We start from the raw sequence: 18,143 nt of genomic DNA on the forward strand, positions 1-18,143 counted from the left end.
CTTATGCACCTCTCTTCAGTTCCCTGACCTTTTCAGTCAGGTCTTTTACGATTTCTTCGTCGGTCTTGAATTTTGAATCAATCAATTTCTTCATGTGCAGGGAAATTGCGTCCATACGGTAAGCTGTCCCTTCTGCTTCGATTCCCACAATTGCCGATGGAATCACCACATCTGCAAGTTCGGTTGTAGGGTTGGCATACGGGTCAATCTGGATTACAGGGATTCTTGCAAGATGCCTGACAGCTTTTTGTGGGAAGTGGGCCCCGGCATCAGCTGCAGCTATAATTGCAGCGTCCGGTTCCTCGCGCACAAGCAGGTCGTTTGCTCCGGTTTCTCCGGGGTTGTAATAGGGGTATCCTTTTGCAAAGTCGATCGCCATCGGGAAGCCTGTCTCCCAGGTTGCTACCTGTCCGAAACCGGTAACGTTATAGTGCCCACGCATTCCGATCATTACGGCTTTTGTGTGCTGGTTAAGGTCTGATATAAGGGAAGACATGGCATCTCCGTTCTTGTACTTTGAGCGGGATTGGGTGACTCCCATACCGAAGAAAATACAGGCAAACTTTGCGTTCTTCAGGGTTTCTGCAAGCTCAATGATTTCTGCCTTAGGAACACCTGCAACGGTTTCCGGAATAACATCCTCGTGACCGTTTACAATTGAGCGGAGAGCAGTTACAAGGAGCAGGTCTGATCCCTGTTCAATTTCCACATACTTATCGGCGAGTTTTGCAGTGTCGGTTTTTCTAACATCAATAACTGCCATTGTCCTGGCTTTCCTGCCTTTCTCGGTAAAGAAACCTTTTGAAAAGCTTGAGTAACGGGACATATGTCTGGGGTGGGCATGTACAGGGTTGCAGCCCCAGAAGACGATTACGTCTGCCCTGTTCTTTATTTCTCCAAGGGATGCTGATGGGGATCCTTTTTCCTGGGCAGCAAGGGCTGACGGCCCATGGCAGACATTTGCTGTAGAATCTATAATTGAACCTGTTTCTTCGGCAAGCTGAATTGCTCCGCTGATCGCTTCACAGGAGGTAGAGCACCAGCCATAGGAAAGTGTCCTCCTGGAACTTACCAGGATTTTTGCAGCAGCTTCGATTGCCTCCTCATAGGAAACAGAAACAAGTTCTCCATCTTTTCTGATCATCGGGGTTTCTATCCTGTCATGCTCAAACATGCCGACAAATTTGCTGTGTCCGAGGATACAGGCATTTTCTATTTTTGTAATCTTATTATCTTCAACAGTGACTGTGATATCGTCGCAGAGAGATCCGCAGAGGGAACATACTGCGTCCTTAATTACTGGCATATTTTTTCCTCCGAATTTTTCAAGTTTTTCCGGACCTGGATGAAAATGTGAATTTCTTGTTTCAGGGGACCTTTAATCTTCCAAATACTTCTTCATCAGGGACTTCATATCCAGAGGCTTTTCATCCGTGACCTCAATTTCCGCAGGGACGCCTTTGAATCCTGGCATTCCGCAGCCGTGTGTATCAGGGCTCAGCACTGCATTTGCCCAGGGGCCCATAGGGATAAAGGCAAGACCATCTGGATTTCCTTCGTTTGCCTTTGCAAATACCACCACTTCCCAAAATTCAGTGGCAACCTTCAGGTTGTCTCCCTCGGAGGCGCCCAACCTCTCAAGGTCTGCAGAGTTCAGTTCGCAGTAAGCGCAGGCATCAAAATAACCTTTGTGTGTTTTTGCTTCCAGATGTGCGCCCTGGTCGGCGGTCCTTCCGGATATGAGATTTGCTTTTATTTTCATGGAAATTCCTCATCTGGGGTGTAATAGAGTTTTGATAAAGAGTTTCGATAAACTGAATCGTTATCTTAGCTGAGTCTTTTTAGTGTTCAAGTGATCAGGTCTAAATCGGTTCTGAAGTCCATTGATAACGTTTAAATTGAATCATGGGTCGATGTCCTTCTTTTGAGAGTGGACACCCGAGGGTCCAGCTTTAAGGTCCTACAGTTCCAGTGGCTCTACTATCTGGATCTGGGGCCTTCTCTTCCTATCCGTTATTTGTACTAATTTTTCGTTATAATTATGCGGCTTATATAGATCTAAGCAGATTTTATGCATAAGTGGCATTCCCTAATTATGCCTGATTGATGGGAACCCTTTATGTGTGATTTTCCCATATTTCCCGTGTTTTTAAAAATCGATGTGAAATATGTGTATTATATCTTTTAAATTATATATTGATCTGCTATACTTACCATACCCAATAATCCTTTTTATTATATATTACCATATTATGTTACTTCTAACATAACGTGCTTACTGTTACCCTTTCCATTTCCCGAATACCTGCTGTATCTGTCTGTTTTATTCTCCTGCCTCATTCCGGAACAACAAATTATGGGGCGTGGGGGCAATCATTGATTAAATCTTAAAAAATGAGCACAAACTTCAGCACGTGCTTCCTGTCTGAAAAAAAGTTGAAAGATCCGCAGGCTTATGGTTTTTAGGAGCGCCCCCTTATGCTCAAATTATGAAAAAAGCCCTTTTTACCCATTTCCAATCGTTACCCTTTAATATATCTTTGTCCATTTGTGTGTTGCAAGCCCGGATAGCCTAGTCGGTTGGGGCGCCAGACTCATAGGGACCTTATATGAGGCGTCTTTAATCTCCTGAGATATCTGGAGGTCGCGTGTTCGAGTCACGCTCCGGGCACCTGATTCTTTTTTTAAAGTATTTTTAAATTCTGTTCTGTTTTCATGCTTTTTCGGTTTGTGGGATATTTGTTGTTATTCCTCTAATTTCTCTATACTGTATCTCAACAATTTCATTATCTTATTATTGTTCCTCTACAATAGAAATAATGCACTTTTTAACCTTGTTCTCCGCAACAACAATAGTACCTTCTGGAAATAAAACAACACTATAATAAAAACTTTCTATATTAAAGCTGATCTTTTCTTTCATGTTTTTAGATCTCACACTTAAGTGTTCTGTCATCTGAAGCTGAAACAGCATACTTTTCATCAGGGGTGACGGAAACTGTTCTAACCAAATCAGAGTGATTTTTTTGAGTTTTAGCATATCAACTACTGGTATTGATATAAATACAAAATACTACAGGAAACAGAATTTTTAAGAAAATATTGTCAAATTGGATTGGATTTTAGGATCTTATTTGATGTTCTTTTCATTTTGAGCTCATTTAGTAATACTCTTATATGTTTAGGTAATATCGTTGTGTGTTGTTTATGTCTTTTATTCAGACTATCAGGTGATTAGTAGGGTAATTCACAAAAAAAGGGTGTTTTGTAATGGAGAAAAAAAAGTTATCTGTATTATTTTCTGTTTTCCTGACAGCCCTGATCTTAATGACGGCAGGCTGCGTTAGTCAGGACAGTTCCCAAGCTGAGGAAATATCGGCTAAGGGGATGTCGGTTGAAGAAGCTCTGGCTGAGGAGACACTGACTGAGAATACTGCTGAAGGGTCACAGCACGCGGATGTTGCTTATCTTAGCGGTGGAGATTATGGCTATCCCCAGCCATTTACGATATATCCGAGGGGTCCTGGCTCATCAAAGGTCGGAATGATCTTTGACAGTCTGTTAGAAAGAGATGAAGTCGGTATAATTCCCTGGCTGGCTGAAAGCTGGGATGTCAGTGCAGATGGAACAGAATATACATTTCATCTCCGCAAAGGTGTAATCTGGAGTGATGGGGAACCTTTCACGGCAAATGATGTTAAATTTACTTTCGATTATGAGCAGGAAAATGTACCTATCTCAGGTGGAATTGAGTCCGGAGTTATAGATAATGTCCAGGTTGTGGACCCCAATACCGTCAAATTCGTGCTGGTCCAGCCTGTTTCAACATTCCTTTACAAGCTCACGGGTTTTAATGTCATACCTGAGCATATCTATAAAGATGTCTCGGACCCTTCCAGTTTCCTTGATCCAAAGGCAGTCATCGGTACTGGCCCGTTCCTTCTCGATGAGTACAATAAAGAGCACGGATCATACAGGTTTGTAACAAACGACAATTTCTGGGGACTGGAGACTGCTGTTAAGTCCATTGAATTTATCCCGGTCAGTGATTCATTAATAGCTTTTGAACAGGGGCAAATAGATTTCACAAGTATATCCCCTGATACTCTTGATAGGTTTACATCGGACCCTGATGTAAGAGTAGTCCAGCAGCCGGCTTTCTGGGGTTACCAGTTTTATTTCAACATGAAAGAATGTCCAGAGCTTAATGACAGCAGAATAAGGCAGGCCTTTGCTTATGCGATTGATCGCGAGGAACTGGTGGAAAAGATCGCAAGAGGTGCAGGAAAACCCGGTGAAATGGGCATACTCCCAGAAGATCACATCTGGTATAATCCCGACCAGCCGGAATATAGCTATGATCCGGATAAGGCCGGAGCATTGCTTGAAGAGGCCGGATGGATTGATACGGATGGGGATGGAATACGTGATAAAACCGGGGAAAAACTGTCATATGTATTGTCCCTTGGCAGTGGTGAAGTTCGTATCGGGGAACTCATAAAAGAGAGGCTGAGTGAAGTGGGGGTTGACGTTCAGGTAAAAGCCCTTGAAAGCAAGTCCCGTGATACCAATCTGAAGAACGGAGACTTTGAACTCCTGATAACCGGCTTTGGAGGCTGGGGACAGGATGCAGATTATCTTCGTACAAGGTACTGTGATACGGATTCACATTCATCAAACAGTGTGTCATCCGGTGCAGCAGTATATGGTTACCACAATGATACCCTGAATGCTCTTGGTGCTCAGGAACTGCAGGAACTTGACGATGAGAAACGGAAAGAAATAGTATACGACATGCAGACCGTGCTTGCAAATGATGTGCCTGCAATCCCGCTATATTATACTACATCGTATGATGTATGGCGCATCTCAAAATACGATGGCTGGATGAATATGTACGATCACCATGCAAGGACACACAGCATTCTTTCATATCTTGAGAGGGATGGAATTGCAGAAAAAAGATGATATTAATAGCCTGATTGAATGCTGGAAAAAAACCACGGGAAACGGGCTGATCCATGACGAGGGCAGGATGGCAGATTTCTGGAACAAACGTTCCGATAACTATGCCAATAACATTGTAAAAGATAAAAGAAATAAGAGAACCGATGAGATTCTCGAATTTCTTGAAGAAGCCGGTTTTAGTCCGGAAGGTTCCAGAGTTCTGGATATCGGGTGTGGACCCGGTACCCTTTCTCTTCCTCTTTCAAGGTTCGGAGCAGAGGTGACTGCACTTGATATCTCGTCCGGAATGCTCAACAGACTAAAAGATGCCATAAAAAAGGAGTCTCTTTCGGTAGATGTCATTGAATGCTCCTGGTGGACGGCAGACATAGATAAGCTTGGATTCCGGAACGAATTCGACCTTGTAATTGCCTCCATGACCCCCGGAATAAAGGATGTTGAAAACTTTGACATGATGATGGCCTGCTCAAAAAATCTCTGTTATTACAGTAACTTCCTTAGAAGAGTTGAGGATAAGGCGTATCGTGATATCCGGAGTTCGATACTCGGGGAAAAATTCGAGAATAATATGAACGGCATTATTTACCCATTCATGTATCTTTACCTCTCAGGCTATAGTCCCTCCCTCAAGATCAACCATTCCGAATGGAAGGACGAAACAAACTGGAAAGAAGCGGCAGAACAGGCAATAGGGTTTATTGGAAGAGGCCGGGATTTTGATGACGAAACAAAGGAAAAAATAATGGACTATTATCAGAATGCCTCTTCGGATGGAATCTACTGTTCCGAGTCGGATGTATATACCGGGATGATGGTCTGGGAAGTTAACGGCAGATGACCGGGTGGTAAAGGGGCAGATGATTGGATGGTAAAGGACAGGAATTCGTTTATTTTCAGGTTGTTATCGACCCTTTTTGTAATTTTTGCCATAAATTTTTTCCTTCCAAGGATGATGCCCGGAGATCCGTTCTCAACCACTTCCGCAGATGAGGTCGGGGAAGAGATTATTGTAATGACAGAGGAACAGCGTCTTTATTACATGAATTATTACGGACTTGACAGGCCGCTTTATGAACAGTTTTTAGTATACATGAAAAATCTGATTACTGGCGACCTGGGCAGGAGTATTTATTACAAAATGCCGGTCAGTGATGTAATAATGCTTCATCTCCCCTGGACTATGTTAATTATCGTGGGTGCTACCGTAATCAGTACAATCTCCGGTGTGGTTCTCGGAACACTTTCGGCAATAAACCGGAAAAAGGGGAGTGACAGAATCATGATGGCGGGTATGATTGCCTTTGCAGAAATTCCCTCTTTTCTGCTCGGCCTGATCCTTCTTCTGATTTTTAGCGTATATCTCAGGCTTTTCCCACTTGCAGGTGCTGTTACTCCCTTCGCAGATTATACTGGTCCGGTAGAACAGGCGTGGGATATACTATACCATGCCTTTTTGCCTGTTGTGACTCTATCACTTTCACAGCTAACGGGTGTGTACCTGCTCACCAGAAATACTCTGATTACAGTGACCACAAAGGATTATATCAGGACTGCTCGGGCCAAAGGCCTGGGTGAAAAAACTGTATGGATCCGGCATGCACTCCGAAATGCACTGCTTCCGGTAGTAACAAGAACAGGTTTTATGATCGGTATAATGATGGGTGGTGTTGTACTTGTTGAGAGTGTTTTTTCTTATCCTGGCATAGGGATGACACTCAGAAGTGCTGTAATCGGCCGGGATTATCCTCTTATTCAGGGTATTCTCCTGATTATTGCAGTCTCCATACTTATCTGCAACCTGCTGGTTGACAAAATATATGGGAAACTTGATCCGAGAGTCGTGATATGATAAAGGACATTGCTGCCCCTGGAAATGCCGGAATACTCTCTTTTATTCAGGCTTTAAATATTAACAGAATTGTCAGCAGTATAGCCAGGACTTTCTCCAGGTCCAGTACTATAGTTAAGCCATTCTCCAGGTTCAGTACTGAAGGTAAAATTGGTGTCCTCGGCATTCTCTGTATCATTTTAATGGCAGTTTTTGCTCCTGTGATAACAATTTATCCTCCTCAGAAGCTCACAGGGGATTCACTTGAACCCCCGGGTCCCGGACACATACTCGGAACCGATGAACTTGGTATGGATATCTGGTCACAGATATGTTACGGTGCAAGGATGAGCCTTACAATAGGGCTTGCAGTAGCTTTTTTGTCAGGTTTTGGGGGAGGGGCTGTCGGAATACTGGCCGGGTATATGGGAGGGCGCATTGATCAGGGACTGATGAGAATAATTGATGTGACAATGGCTCTTCCGAGTTTTCCTCTTCTGATTGTAATATCCGCTTTTCTCGGACCAAGTGTTCTTAACATAATTTTCATACTTGTTCTTTTCAGCTGGGCCAAACCCGCACGTATTGCACGTTCCCAGACGCTGTCATTAAAGCAGAACAACTACATTATTGCCGCCCGGAATTACGGTGCAAAACCATTTTACCTGCTCTGGAGGCATATATTTCCTGAAGTTATGCCTGTTCTGCTTGTGCTTGTTATCGGCATATCTTCCCATGCAATTATAGCTGAAGCAGGGCTTGCCTTTCTGGGCCTCGGAGATCCTACTTCCAAGAGCTGGGGGATGATGCTTAATCATGCAACCGGTTTCAGGTCAATATATTTTACACCTTACTGGCAATGGTGGCTATTGCCTCCGTTGTTTATGCTTATTTTCCTCCTGCTCTGTCTTGCGTTCATAAGCAGGGATATGGAGAGAATACTTGATCCGAAATTAAAGATAAAGAAAGGTTTCTGATTATGAGTCTGCTTAAAATTAATGATCTTAAATGCCATTATCTGACTGACATTAACACTGTCAGGGCGGTTGACGGCATTTCTTTTGAAATTGAAGAAGGAGACATTCTGGGCATTGTCGGAGAATCCGGGAGTGGTAAGACCACTGTTGCACTTGGAATCATGGGGCTTTTGCCGGAAAATACAGCCATTTCCGGTGAAATTCTTTACAGGGGTAAGCTAATCTCTTCTTTGCCTGAATCCGGGATGGACAGATTCAGATGGAAAGATATTGCAATAGTTTTTCAGAACGGCCTGGAGGTGATGAACCCTGTTATGAAAGTAGGCGTTCAGATAACGGAACCAATGATAAAGCATCTTGATATCAGCCCTGAGAACGCCCGGAGTAAATGTGCTGACCTGTTCTGGACCGTTGGCCTTGATCCGAAATGGATGGATTCATATCCGCATCAGCTTTCAGGGGGTATGAGACAGAGGGTTCTTCTGGCAATGGCTCTTTCATGCGATCCAAAATTACTGATTCTTGATGAAGTTACTTCTGCCCTTGATGCATTTACCCGAAAGGAGATCAGGGATCTTCTGGTTGACCTTCAGAAGAAGAACGGGTACACGATGTTAATGATTTCTCATGATATCACTTTTGTGTCTTCTGTGGCGTCTCAGATTGCTGTTATGTATTCAGGAAGGGTTGTTGAAACCGGACCTGTAAGGGATATTCTCGTATCTCCCCGTCATCCTTATACGAGGGGCCTTGTCCATTCGACACCGGATATTTTCGTTTATAAAGATTTATGGGGAATTCCCGGGGACGTTCCGGCAGGGGATGAGTTTAAAGGTTGTCCTTTCAGCCCAAGATGTACACAAAAAATCGATATATGTAATAAAGCTCCCCCGGTTCTCATGCCGGTAGGAGGCGGGCGGGAAATTGCATGCCATAGAGGCGGCATAGCAGGCCTCCTGGAGGCAAAAAACCTGAGTTTCAGGTATCTTCTGCCAAATGGAGAATATCTAAAGGCAGTTGATAATGTTAATCTGAAAGTGATGGAAGGGGAGGTTCTTGCAGTTGTTGGTCAGACCGGTTCAGGCAAGTCAACCCTTGCACATATCCTTGCAAATGTAATAAGGCCTGAATGCGGAGAGGTATTATTTATGCAGGGGAATGTCAGCAGGGGAAACTATGGAAACAGGGTCAACGGTGTTCAGATAGTATTCCAGGACCCTTTCAGTTCAACCAGCAACAGGTTTACCGTGCTTGATGCAATCAAAGAGCCTCTTTATATCAATAAGATCGGGTCCAATGGAGATAGACTGCAAATGGTTAAAAATGCTCTTGAACTTGTCCGTCTTCCAACCACTGATAATTTCCTCGGAAAATATTGCGGCGAACTCAGCGGAGGGCAGAGGCAAAGGGTTGCACTTGCCAGAGCAATGGTTATGGAGCCAAAACTTCTTATTGCCGATGAGATAACTTCGGCATTGGATGTTTCAACCTCTGCAAATGTATTGCGTCTTTTAAAGGGCCTTCAGAACAGGAGAGGGTTTGCAATGATATATATTTCACATGATCTCTCCCTAACACTGAAGATTGCTGACAGAATAGCCGTTATGAATTCCGGAAAGATTGTAGAGATGGGTAATTCCCACGATGTTATGCTTTCACCTTCGGATGAGTATACAAAAAGGCTCGTGGGTTCAAGAATAGGACTGTGTTGTCATAATCATTAAGCCCTAAGGGTCTTGTTTTTTGAAGGCTTTGTTTAGGTTTGAAGGCTTTGTTTAGGTTTGAAGGCTTTGTTTAGGTTTGAAGGTTTTGTTTAGGTTTGAAGGTTTTGTTTAGGTTTGAAGGTTTTGTTTAGGTTTGAAGGTTTTGTTTAGGTTTGAAGGTTTTGTTTAGGTTTGAAGGCTTTGTTTAGGTTTGAAGGTTTTGTTTAGGTTTGAAGGTTTTGTTTAGGTTTGAAGGTCTTGTTTAACATGAGTTCAATAATTATTAAAGAGCTAACAAAAAAATTCGGGGAATTTACTGCTGTGGACAGGGTCTCATTTTCGGTTGAGCCCGGAGAGCTTTTCGGGCTTTTAGGCCCTAATGGTGCGGGAAAGACAACTATTCTCAATATGCTGACTACTCTTCTTCTTCCTACTGCAGGTGATGCTGAAATTGCAGGATATGGTCTTATAAGAGATCCCGGTGAGATCAGGAATAGTATCGGAATAATATTTCAGGACCCTTCGCTTGATATAGGGCTTACCGGGAGGGAAAATCTTGAATTTCATGCCATGATGTACAACATTGGTTCAGATGAGCGGAAAAAAAGAATCTGGGAAGTGCTTGATGTTGTGGGTCTGGCTGATAAAGCTGATATTCTTGTTGAAAATTATTCGGGTGGGATGAAGAGGCGGCTTGAAATTGCAAGGGGGCTTATTCATTATCCGAAGGTTTTGTTTCTGGATGAGCCTACTCTCGGGCTTGATGCACAGACTCGGAGATCAATATGGGACCATATCAGAAACCTGAACCGAAATTACGGGACGTCTGTAATTCTGACTACCCATTATATGGAAGAGGCCGATTACCTCTGTGATCGCATTGCGATAATTGATCATGGGAAGATCATTGCACTTGATACTCCATCAGGTCTGAAGAACTGTCTTAGGGGGGATTGTGTCAGCCTGACTATTGAGGGGAGGATTGAGCTCATTGCTGCTGCACTTGAGGAGAAGGAATGGGTGAAGGAAATTGTCCCGAATGGAAAAACGCTTGATGTTATTCTATCGGATTATGGGAAAAATATTCCTTATATTTTTCAAACTGCCGGCAATCTGGGTATCGGGATCAGTTCTATAAATTTCAGCAAACCAAGTCTTGAAGATGTTTTTCTCCGCCTGACAGGTTCAATAATACGAGAACAGGAAGGCAGCAGGCAGTCAGCCAGGCGTGATCGGATGAGAAGGAGGATGCTCCGATGATTCAGGGAAGAGTTGTATATGTCCTCTGGCGGCGTGAGATAATAAAGTATTTCAGGGCAAGATCCAGAATAGCGGGTGCTATTGGCATGCCGGCTTTTATGCTGATCTTTCAGGGTATGGGTTTTAGAAGAGTTGAATTTCCGGGTCTGCCTGAATCAATAGGATATTTTCAGTATCTTGTGCCGGGTATTATCGGGATGACCCTTCTTTTTACAGCTGCTTATGCAGGTATGAGTGTCATAATGGACAAGCAGTTCGGATTTTTAAAAGAGGTTATGGTGACTCCTGCAAGCAGAGTCTCTATTGTTCTCGGGATGATCTCCGGAAGTGCAACCACATCAATCATTCAGGCACTAATTATTATGATAATGTCGGTATTACTAGGTTTTAGACTGCCTCTTCTTCCTGCAATTCTGTCCTCTGTCGTGATAATGGTTCTCATATCGATGATCTTTATAAATATAGGATTGATTTTGTCCTCCGTACTGAAGGATTTTCATGGGTTTAGCACAGTTATTAATTTTATTGCATTCCCCCTCTTCCTTTTATCCGGGGCTTTATTTCCTGTTTCAAATTTGCCTGCCCCGATAAGGATTCTGTCTTACTTTGATCCGCTGACATATGGTGTGGATGCTTTGCGAGGAGTATTGATCGGCCATTGTGAATTCTCAATAGTACTGGACGTATGTATTCTTTTAACACTGTCAGTTCTGATGGTCTGCGCTAGCAGTTATTTCTTCCAGAGGGCAGAGACTATATAAATTTATATATTTATTTTCGTTTTTAAATCGAAAATGTATGGATTTTCTTTCCATTATCTGTGAATTTTATGCCGGATATACGAGATTTTTGGATTTGTTTTGTTTTACTTGTCACTCTTTCGGCATATATTTATGCTCAAAGTCACATATTTTAAAGAAAAAATAAATAGTGGAGGAATAATTTTAATGGCATCCAGGATGACATCACCAGAACGTATGGCAGCTGTTATGTCCGGCCAAAAACCTGATCGTGTACCAGTTATCCCGTTTATAGAGGGGTATGCTGCACAAATTACAGGCATATCTCTAGGAGATTTTTACGCGGATGGGGACAAATGTTTCGAGGCGCAGTTTGCATCCATGCGGCTTCATGGTTATGAACAAACTCCAATGTATGGATATGCTTCTTGCGGGGCGTGGGAATTTGGAGGAGAGATAGGTTTTCCCTATGGGAAAGGGCAGGGCGCACCTTTTGTAAAAAAACATCCTGTGGTAACCATAGAGGATATCGAAAAACTTGAAGTTCCAGACTTTGACAGGGAATTGCCTGGAGGATATAAAATAGCAGATAGGGTCGCAGCCAGGTGTTCTGAACTCGGAATGCCAGCTACTATACAAATAGGTAGTAATTTTACTTCGGCTTCGGTTGTTGCGGATACCTCTGAGTTTTTGACATGGCTTCTAATGGAACCAAAAGCTGTCCATCTGTTACTCGATAAGGTAAGTGACCTGTTCATCAATGCGCTGGATTATTTTGCAAATAAGTATGGTTCAGAAAATCTGCTTCCTTTTGATGGGGGGCCATCTGAATCAAATAACATGATTTCTCCGCAGATGTTCGAGGAATTCGCATATCCGTATATGAAAAAGGTTCATACACACGCAAAGGAACTAGGTGTAAATGCCGTGCTCATGCATCCATGTGCTGACCAGAACTTAAATCTTCCATATTATGCAAAATTAAGAGAAGATCTGGGCTGGTCTGGAAAATATTTCTGGCTTTTTGGGCCGGAAACACCTATTAAAGATCAGATCAAGGCATTTGGGAACCATGATGTTATTTGTGGCAATATAAACCCTCCACTTTTCCTTAGTAGTTCATATGACGAAGTTCTGGAACTATGCAGGCAGAACATCGAAGAAGGTATAAACTCTCCAAATGGGTTTATTCTTTCACCTGGCTGCGAATTTCCGGTCAATGCAGCACCTGTTAAAGTGATGGCAATGGTAGATGCAGCAGAAAAATACGGTCGATATGAATGAAGTAACGGGCACTGAATCCTGATCTTTATAAAAACCGACAATGTAAATATAATTATTAAATATTTGATTAATGAGGGGGTGGGGAGTAATCTTTTGAAAAGCCCCCTCCTCAACAGTCACTGCAACTCTGAAATCGTGTATTCCTCACTTTCAAGAATTGGCATTTCTGCAAGCTCTCTTTCTATACTGCAGACATTGAATACTGCATGGGGAATCATGCATTTCCGTGTGCAATCCAGGGCGCATTCTCTGGTGCATGCAAGGGAGCAGTCCGTTTGTTTTTCCATCTCCAGGGCGAGATTACTTTGATTCTCAGGCAGTTCCTCAAGAGGGAATTCCAGGCAGGTGAGTTCTTTGAATTTTTCACAGGGAGTTTCGATCTTTATGATGATCTTATCTCCTTCAACCCTCCCCATTATTATGTGGCTAAAACTGCACATGCAGGAAGATATGGTCACTTTTGTCATTTTCAGAACTCCGGACAGTTATGTTTTTAGAGATTCACTCTTCAGTAGACGCCGCCGGTGATACTACCTTTCTGAAGCCCGCCGATGTTTTGAATTGCGATATTTTTGAAGTCTATCGCCTTTATCGGGCAGGCCCGGACACAGCGCCTGCAGCTTGTCCCCAGGCAGTCCTGAGTCCTGCAGCTTGCAAAGAAGCTCCCATTTCTCTCGATGGTTACAAGAGCATTCTCCGGGCACTCTTCATTGCAGCGGCTGCACTGGATACAGCCTTCCACAGGCACCTCTATGGTGATCCCCACGTCTTCCACGATCTCTACGGGCACGTTTCCTGTTTCTTCGATATCCTTTGAGGCCTTCTTTTCCATCATCGCATTTTCTACCGGTTCCGGGAGAGGTGGATATTTATACATTTTAAAAAACTTTTTGTACAACTTCATGCTCATGCCTTCGGTCCAGTAGGAAAGCTCGCATGTGTAGATGTTCTTGAAGGTCTCGCTGCTAGCCATCATCAGGTGGTCGGCTTTTATCGACCCCGCAAGGGCAATTACTTCCTCAAGACTGGACTCATTAAGTAGAAGTTTGCGTGCAAGGGCGATAGAAGTGTTCCCGAACTGAACTGCCTTCTTTGAGAAATCTGGGCAGGAACCTATTTTTCTGGCTTTCCTGCAGTCCACATATGTTCCGGAAGCTCCTGACATGTAGACATTTTCTAGCTCATCAAAAGGCACTCCCGCTTCAAGCAACAGAGTGAGCTGGGCTGCCCGGATTGCTCCTATGGCTTTTCCGGCTTCGGCGATATCTTCGTTTGTGATTTCTATCCCGTTGCCAAGGATCAGCCTTCCGTTGGGCAGTTTCGGAGGCTGTTCCATAAGCCCTGTCTCCATTGCAAGTGCAATGACTGCAATTACCCCTGTCCCGGTAATCCCCACGGCTTCGATTTCTCCTCTTTCCACTGTCTCGCCGGTAACAGGATCGATAAGGGCTCCGGGTCTTCCTTCCATCTTTTCGTTCAGGACCGTAAGCCGCCAGCAGTCTTTTTCTGTGCCTTTTTCCATACATCTCTTTTCGAGATTCACGTCGGAAATCGCACCAGGGCTTGCAATCATTCCACAGCTGATTCCCTGCCCCTCAATGGCCGGACCTGCAGCTGCACTGCCTGTGATGATCCGGTTTTCTGTTTTTATCGCCATTTCTGCATTCGTACCGTAGTCAGTGACAATGGAAACCTTTTCCTGGTTCAGGAAGTCAGTTTCGATCATCATCGCCAGGGCATCGGCTCCTATCTCATGGGCAATAGCTGGAGGCACAGTTATTTCACAATTTGGGAGGTTCAGAACATCCGTGAAAAGTTCGGATGCCGGAAAAACCCTGGCACTCCGGTCCACGTTCTCTACTCCAAGCCTTCTCTGCATGTTTTTTCCGGCAAAGGCAAGGTCCCTGATCTCCGAGTTCTGGAAGAGCGAAAGCTGGATAGGGTTTCCACATACTACCAGTTTCTTAATGCAGGCAGGATCTACCCCAAAGGTCTCAATAATTTTGCTTACAGCGTCCAGTATGATGTTGTTTGCAACATCTTCCCCGACTTCCAGTGCGAAGTCCAGGTGGTCGATCACATTGCCCCCTGGCAGGGGGTGCCTCATCGTCATGGCAGTTCTTACAACTTTTTTTGTTTCCAGGTCTATGAGCTGCGCTCGAAAGCCGCTGGTACCCAGATCAAGTGCGATCCCATACATTTTTTATACTCCACTTGCAGCAGTCGTTGAAAATAAAGAAAAAATACCCTCTCTATCCTGTCCACATCAGGATACCGTATACTCAGAATACTGTATACCGGGTTAACTTCAGACAGTGAAATTGCTGCGTAGTTTCATCACTGTTATTCAGTTCTTTTTATCTAAATTTGGGCTTAAATGTATATAACATAATTCGGGGCTTATCGTAAAGGGTCTTGATTTCAGTAAAGGCATTGATTTTTGAGGGGGTATTGATTTTTTAAGGGCAGTGATTTACAGAAGCTATGATACTATCGGAGGGGGAGATTTTAGTCCCGGAAATCCTTTATTTTATTTAACCGTCCAAATTGTGCCTATTCCTATATATTATAGGATAACTAAGTGATCAATCAACTTTAATAAAACAGGCAAAATAAAAATCATATTGTTAACCTGTACGAGTCTATTTTTACCTGGCTTTTGTCTTTTTCTTTCAAAAACTTTCAGAAAAACTATATTGTTTTTTGGATTGTGTGATGTCTTTTAAGGTTTTAGTTTGAGCTAGTTTTCTGGACTGGGTTGGGTTTATATACTGAAGTTAGACTGGCTTTTAAGGATTAGAGGACAGTTTAGAGGGTAGATGTTCGGGCTTCAAGGGCCTGGAATTTGAAGAAAATGAACTGGTTCGGGCCGGAGAATGCTGGAAAAAGAGGGTAATACTTGCTTGTAAGGGACCTATCCGGATTGAAAAAAGGTTTGATTAAAACTGCAATAGCTATTTGCCAGCCTTTTATGGCAGGTTTGAACAGGATTATCGCCAAAACATCCACCATGGCTTTCTATTTTCCAGATTCTCCGGAAGCAGTTTAATGCTAGGTCTGCTATTCTCCCGGATCAAGGTTTGAATATTCTGGCTTATTTGTTCTTTATTTCTTCTTTTTTCGTGGGAAAGGCTGCTCTCCTTCGTCGAACGTGATACGAACGGTTTCAGTATAGCGAATAAGGTTGTAAGGGCTGACTCTCATTTATGGTTTAGTCCTCTTGAGCGGAGCGAAAAGGACCGCGTACTCCCGAGGCGCAATTCGGGTGGTAATACTCATCTCTTGCTTCAACCAGCGCTCTTATATTTTTGATCGGAGTCTTCGGGGCAATCCCGCAGCCGGGAGCGAGTATATCAATACCGTCTTCCAGGCATTTCTGAGCTTCTTTTTTTATTTCTTCACAGGTTCCGTTAAGCATGACTCCTGATGAAGCAAGGTTTCCTATCAGTTTTGTTTTGCTTCCTACAAGTTTTTTTGCAGCCCGCAGGTCGGTTACTTTTTCTTCTATACTTATACCTTGAAAACCACACTCTGAAATAGATTTGAGGATGGGGGTTGAGTTTCCACAGATATGTACGAGTTTTATTCCTTTTCCGGCTCTGCAGAATTTTTCATATTCGGGCTTCATAAAAATCTCAAAGTCTTTGGGATCAAGTGTGTCAGGCCCTGCTATTCCATCAACTATGCAGACAGCATCTGCCCCGGCTTCGTAAAGCACTTCTGTGTATCTGGAACAGACGGTTTGGGTGACTTTAATGAATTCTTTTAATGTTTCGGGCTTTCTAAGTGTCCAGGTAAGGAAATTGTACGTACCAATCAATCTTGAAGCAAGAGATGCAGGGCCTTCCATACCTGCTATGAGGGGGACCTCTTCACCTGCTTTTTCTCTCAGGATCGAAGTCACGTCGGCAATAAGGGGAATTCTTCCCCGCTCCGCAAAGTCTGAGGGAAGTTCCATTTTTTCCGGGTCCTCTGCAAAAGGGTGAGAACCTGGAGAAGGCTGGATGTCGTACCTTCCCTGATTAATCTTGCATCCCATGGCTTCCGAGAGCACAGTGAGGCAGAAAGGGTAGCGTACGGCTTCAAGGCCTGCAAAGGTGTGGGCCGAAAGCGCAAGAGCTGCCATTTTCTCCGCATCAAAGTGGGCCTCAGGCCATGCAGCTCCACTCTCTGTCATGAGTTCTACGGTCCCGGTCTGGGTAACCGAAAGAGCCGGCACTTTATCTACAGCTTTTCCTTTCAGGGTATTCAGGAAACGGTCTCTCAGGTCTGGATCTGCCATTTTAACCTGCCATTAAAAATCCTTTTGTTACATTAAGCCTTATAGTTGGCTTCTTCTAGATATTTATTACAGGCTGGATCACTTTTATATTTTTCAGTTAAAATATCTGTATACTAATTATATAAATCCATTCAAAAATGCTTTTTCTGAAGACAAATCGCGTCTTAGCTATCTCTTTTGATTATGTGGTAACAAAGCTTGTAGAAAAAATATTCAGGGAATTTCACAAAATAAAGCTTGTAGAAAAGAAAGATTAGTAAATGAGAACTTTCGGGGAGGGAGTAGGAAGTCTTTTCTCGCTGTCTAAATATTCGGATTGGTTGGCGGAAACACAACTACTCAGATTCTGGAGGTGTAGATATGCTTCGTCGTTTTTGCTTAATTTACTTTTTCAGAAAGTCCTATGTAGTAATCAGCAAGTTCGTTTCCCCATTCAATGGAGCTTTTATTGAAACTCATGATTTTTTTGTGGTCAAACTGTCCTTCTTTTCCGAAGAGTTTCAGCATCATAAATTCATCTGAAATTATGAAGGATGAAGGTTTTATTTTTTCCCTATAAATGTAGAGTGAAACATCGTTTTCAAGCAGTGATTCGTATGTGTCCTTAAAGTCGTTCTTTAGTCGGTTGTAGACCTTTTCATCCAGAATAAGGTCCACTTTTGTTCCATTGTTTGCACAGGTTGCCTGAATTGCAGGGCATTCGGGACAAAAAAATGAATAAAAACTTCTGAGCCTCTCGGACCTGAATGCCATTTCTTTCAAATCCTCCGGGAATTCGAAAAGGTGGTCCGGATCAGGTTCATCCAGTTTGCATTTTCCAAGCATTTGCAGTTTTTTCATCAGAAACTTGGGGATTGGCCTTCTGTCATGTTTTGACCAGTAATTGTCGTTTCCCTCAAAAACCTGAAGGAGATCCGTCAGAGGAAGTATTTTTTCCCCGATTATTTTCCCGATGTCCGAGAGTTTGTAAATGTTTTTTTCCTGGACAATAACATCCATATCTTTTAACTTTTTTAGCTGTGGCATTATTGAAAATGTATCGCCATTAAGGCTGTTTTTTATTTCATTGGCGCTTTTTGGTCCTTTTGTCAACAGAATCAA

Annotated in this window: 15 protein-coding genes, 1 tRNA gene and 1 pseudogene; 9 read left to right on the top strand and 8 right to left on the bottom strand. The window is 43.2% G+C overall.

Annotated elements, in window-relative coordinates; genetic code table 11:
- Position 1: 1 nt before the first annotated feature.
- Both MSWHS_RS13225 and MSWHS_RS13230 read right to left on the bottom strand, forming a co-directional pair.
- Positions 2-1,306: a formylmethanofuran dehydrogenase subunit B gene (locus MSWHS_RS13225; protein WP_048129454.1), complete on the bottom strand. Its 1,305-nt coding sequence runs from the start codon at positions 1,304-1,306 to the stop codon at positions 2-4.
- A gap of 72 nt (positions 1,307-1,378) precedes the next feature.
- Positions 1,379-1,762: a molybdopterin dinucleotide binding domain-containing protein gene (locus tag MSWHS_RS13230; RefSeq protein ID WP_048129452.1), complete on the bottom strand. Its 384-nt coding sequence runs from the start codon at positions 1,760-1,762 to the stop codon at positions 1,379-1,381.
- Positions 1,763-2,561: 799 nt separating this feature from the next.
- On the opposite strand from MSWHS_RS13230, the gene MSWHS_RS13235 reads away from it, so the two are divergent.
- Positions 2,562-2,671: transfer RNA gene (locus MSWHS_RS13235), tRNA-Met, on the top strand.
- A 256-nt stretch (positions 2,672-2,927) separates the two neighbouring features.
- On the opposite strand, the pseudogene MSWHS_RS22415 reads toward MSWHS_RS13235, so the two are convergent.
- Positions 2,928-3,023: pseudogene (locus MSWHS_RS22415) on the bottom strand (hypothetical protein); the annotation flags it as partial.
- Positions 3,024-3,270: 247 nt separating this feature from the next.
- Between MSWHS_RS22415 and MSWHS_RS13245 the strand changes: the two are divergent.
- From MSWHS_RS13245 to MSWHS_RS13280, 8 genes are all read left to right on the top strand, one after another.
- Positions 3,271-4,968: an ABC transporter substrate-binding protein gene (locus tag MSWHS_RS13245; protein ID WP_048129448.1), complete on the top strand. Its 1,698-nt coding sequence runs from the start codon at positions 3,271-3,273 to the stop codon at positions 4,966-4,968.
- Positions 4,946-5,806: a class I SAM-dependent methyltransferase gene (locus MSWHS_RS13250; RefSeq protein WP_048129446.1), complete on the top strand. Its 861-nt coding sequence runs from the start codon at positions 4,946-4,948 to the stop codon at positions 5,804-5,806. Before MSWHS_RS13245 ends, MSWHS_RS13250 begins: the two co-directional genes overlap by 23 nt.
- A gap of 27 nt (positions 5,807-5,833) precedes the next feature.
- A complete protein-coding gene (locus MSWHS_RS13255; RefSeq protein ID WP_048129444.1) occupies positions 5,834-6,817 on the top strand; it encodes an ABC transporter permease in 984 nt (327 codons plus the stop codon).
- A complete protein-coding gene (locus tag MSWHS_RS13260; protein ID WP_048129442.1) occupies positions 6,814-7,773 on the top strand; it encodes an ABC transporter permease in 960 nt (319 codons plus the stop codon). Before MSWHS_RS13255 ends, MSWHS_RS13260 begins: the two co-directional genes overlap by 4 nt.
- Positions 7,774-7,775: 2 nt before the next feature.
- The gene (locus tag MSWHS_RS13265) at positions 7,776-9,497 is read left to right on the top strand and encodes an ABC transporter ATP-binding protein (protein WP_048159170.1); all 1,722 of its coding nucleotides are present in this window, start codon (positions 7,776-7,778) and stop codon (positions 9,495-9,497) included.
- Positions 9,498-9,743: 246 nt separating this feature from the next.
- Positions 9,744-10,736, top strand: coding sequence for an ATP-binding cassette domain-containing protein (locus MSWHS_RS13270; protein ID WP_048129438.1), 993 nt, complete (start codon positions 9,744-9,746; stop codon positions 10,734-10,736).
- Complete coding sequence (locus MSWHS_RS13275) at positions 10,733-11,497, top strand: ABC transporter permease (RefSeq protein ID WP_048129436.1); 765 nt, start codon at positions 10,733-10,735, stop codon at positions 11,495-11,497. The genes MSWHS_RS13270 and MSWHS_RS13275 overlap by 4 nt, the downstream gene beginning before the upstream one ends.
- Before the next feature lie 186 nt (positions 11,498-11,683).
- Positions 11,684-12,760 carry a uroporphyrinogen decarboxylase family protein gene (locus MSWHS_RS13280; protein WP_048130584.1) on the top strand — a complete coding sequence of 359 codons (1,077 nt, stop codon included), beginning with the start codon at positions 11,684-11,686 and terminating at the stop codon, positions 12,758-12,760.
- 116 nt (positions 12,761-12,876) lie between these two features.
- On the opposite strand, the gene MSWHS_RS13285 is transcribed toward MSWHS_RS13280, so the two are convergent.
- The 5 genes from MSWHS_RS13285 to MSWHS_RS13305 form a co-directional block, all read right to left on the bottom strand.
- Positions 12,877-13,227: a DUF6951 family protein gene (locus MSWHS_RS13285; RefSeq protein WP_052722724.1), complete on the bottom strand. Its 351-nt coding sequence runs from the start codon at positions 13,225-13,227 to the stop codon at positions 12,877-12,879.
- A 41-nt stretch (positions 13,228-13,268) separates the two neighbouring features.
- A complete protein-coding gene (locus MSWHS_RS13290) occupies positions 13,269-14,960 on the bottom strand; it encodes a methylamine methyltransferase corrinoid protein reductive activase (protein ID WP_048159171.1) in 1,692 nt (563 codons plus the stop codon).
- A 608-nt stretch (positions 14,961-15,568) separates the two neighbouring features.
- Positions 15,569-15,760, bottom strand: coding sequence for a hypothetical protein (locus tag MSWHS_RS13295; protein WP_197074597.1), 192 nt, complete (start codon positions 15,758-15,760; stop codon positions 15,569-15,571).
- Positions 15,761-15,971: 211 nt separating this feature from the next.
- Positions 15,972-17,042: a methylcobamide:CoM methyltransferase MtaA gene (gene mtaA / locus MSWHS_RS13300; protein ID WP_048159172.1), complete on the bottom strand. Its 1,071-nt coding sequence runs from the start codon at positions 17,040-17,042 to the stop codon at positions 15,972-15,974.
- Between the two features lie 378 nt (positions 17,043-17,420).
- The gene (locus MSWHS_RS13305) at positions 17,421-18,134 is read right to left on the bottom strand and encodes a winged helix-turn-helix domain-containing protein (protein ID WP_231585445.1); all 714 of its coding nucleotides are present in this window, start codon (positions 18,132-18,134) and stop codon (positions 17,421-17,423) included.
- Between the last annotated feature and the right edge of the window lie 9 nt (positions 18,135-18,143).

Source organism: Methanosarcina sp. WWM596 (assembly GCF_000969965.1).
Taxonomy (GTDB): Archaea; Halobacteriota; Methanosarcinia; order Methanosarcinales; family Methanosarcinaceae; genus Methanosarcina.

Bases quoted from the DNA above. Each gene is read 5' to 3' on its own strand.
- MSWHS_RS13225 (WP_048129454.1), bottom strand. From the start codon at position 1,306: ATGCCAGTAATTAAGGACGCAGTATGTTCCCTCTGCGGATCTCTCTGC.
- MSWHS_RS13230 (WP_048129452.1), bottom strand. From the start codon at position 1,762: ATGAAAATAAAAGCAAATCTCATATCCGGAAGGACCGCCGACCAGGGC.
- MSWHS_RS13245 (WP_048129448.1), top strand. From the start codon at position 3,271: ATGGAGAAAAAAAAGTTATCTGTATTATTTTCTGTTTTCCTGACAGCC.
- MSWHS_RS13250 (WP_048129446.1), top strand. From the start codon at position 4,946: ATGGAATTGCAGAAAAAAGATGATATTAATAGCCTGATTGAATGCTGG.
- MSWHS_RS13255 (WP_048129444.1), top strand. From the start codon at position 5,834: ATGGTAAAGGACAGGAATTCGTTTATTTTCAGGTTGTTATCGACCCTT.
- MSWHS_RS13260 (WP_048129442.1), top strand. From the start codon at position 6,814: ATGATAAAGGACATTGCTGCCCCTGGAAATGCCGGAATACTCTCTTTT.
- MSWHS_RS13265 (WP_048159170.1), top strand. From the start codon at position 7,776: ATGAGTCTGCTTAAAATTAATGATCTTAAATGCCATTATCTGACTGAC.
- MSWHS_RS13270 (WP_048129438.1), top strand. From the start codon at position 9,744: ATGAGTTCAATAATTATTAAAGAGCTAACAAAAAAATTCGGGGAATTT.
- MSWHS_RS13275 (WP_048129436.1), top strand. From the start codon at position 10,733: ATGATTCAGGGAAGAGTTGTATATGTCCTCTGGCGGCGTGAGATAATA.
- MSWHS_RS13280 (WP_048130584.1), top strand. From the start codon at position 11,684: ATGGCATCCAGGATGACATCACCAGAACGTATGGCAGCTGTTATGTCC.
- MSWHS_RS13285 (WP_052722724.1), bottom strand. From the start codon at position 13,227: ATGACAAAAGTGACCATATCTTCCTGCATGTGCAGTTTTAGCCACATA.
- MSWHS_RS13290 (WP_048159171.1), bottom strand. From the start codon at position 14,960: ATGTATGGGATCGCACTTGATCTGGGTACCAGCGGCTTTCGAGCGCAG.
- mtaA (WP_048159172.1), bottom strand. From the start codon at position 17,042: ATGGCAGATCCAGACCTGAGAGACCGTTTCCTGAATACCCTGAAAGGA.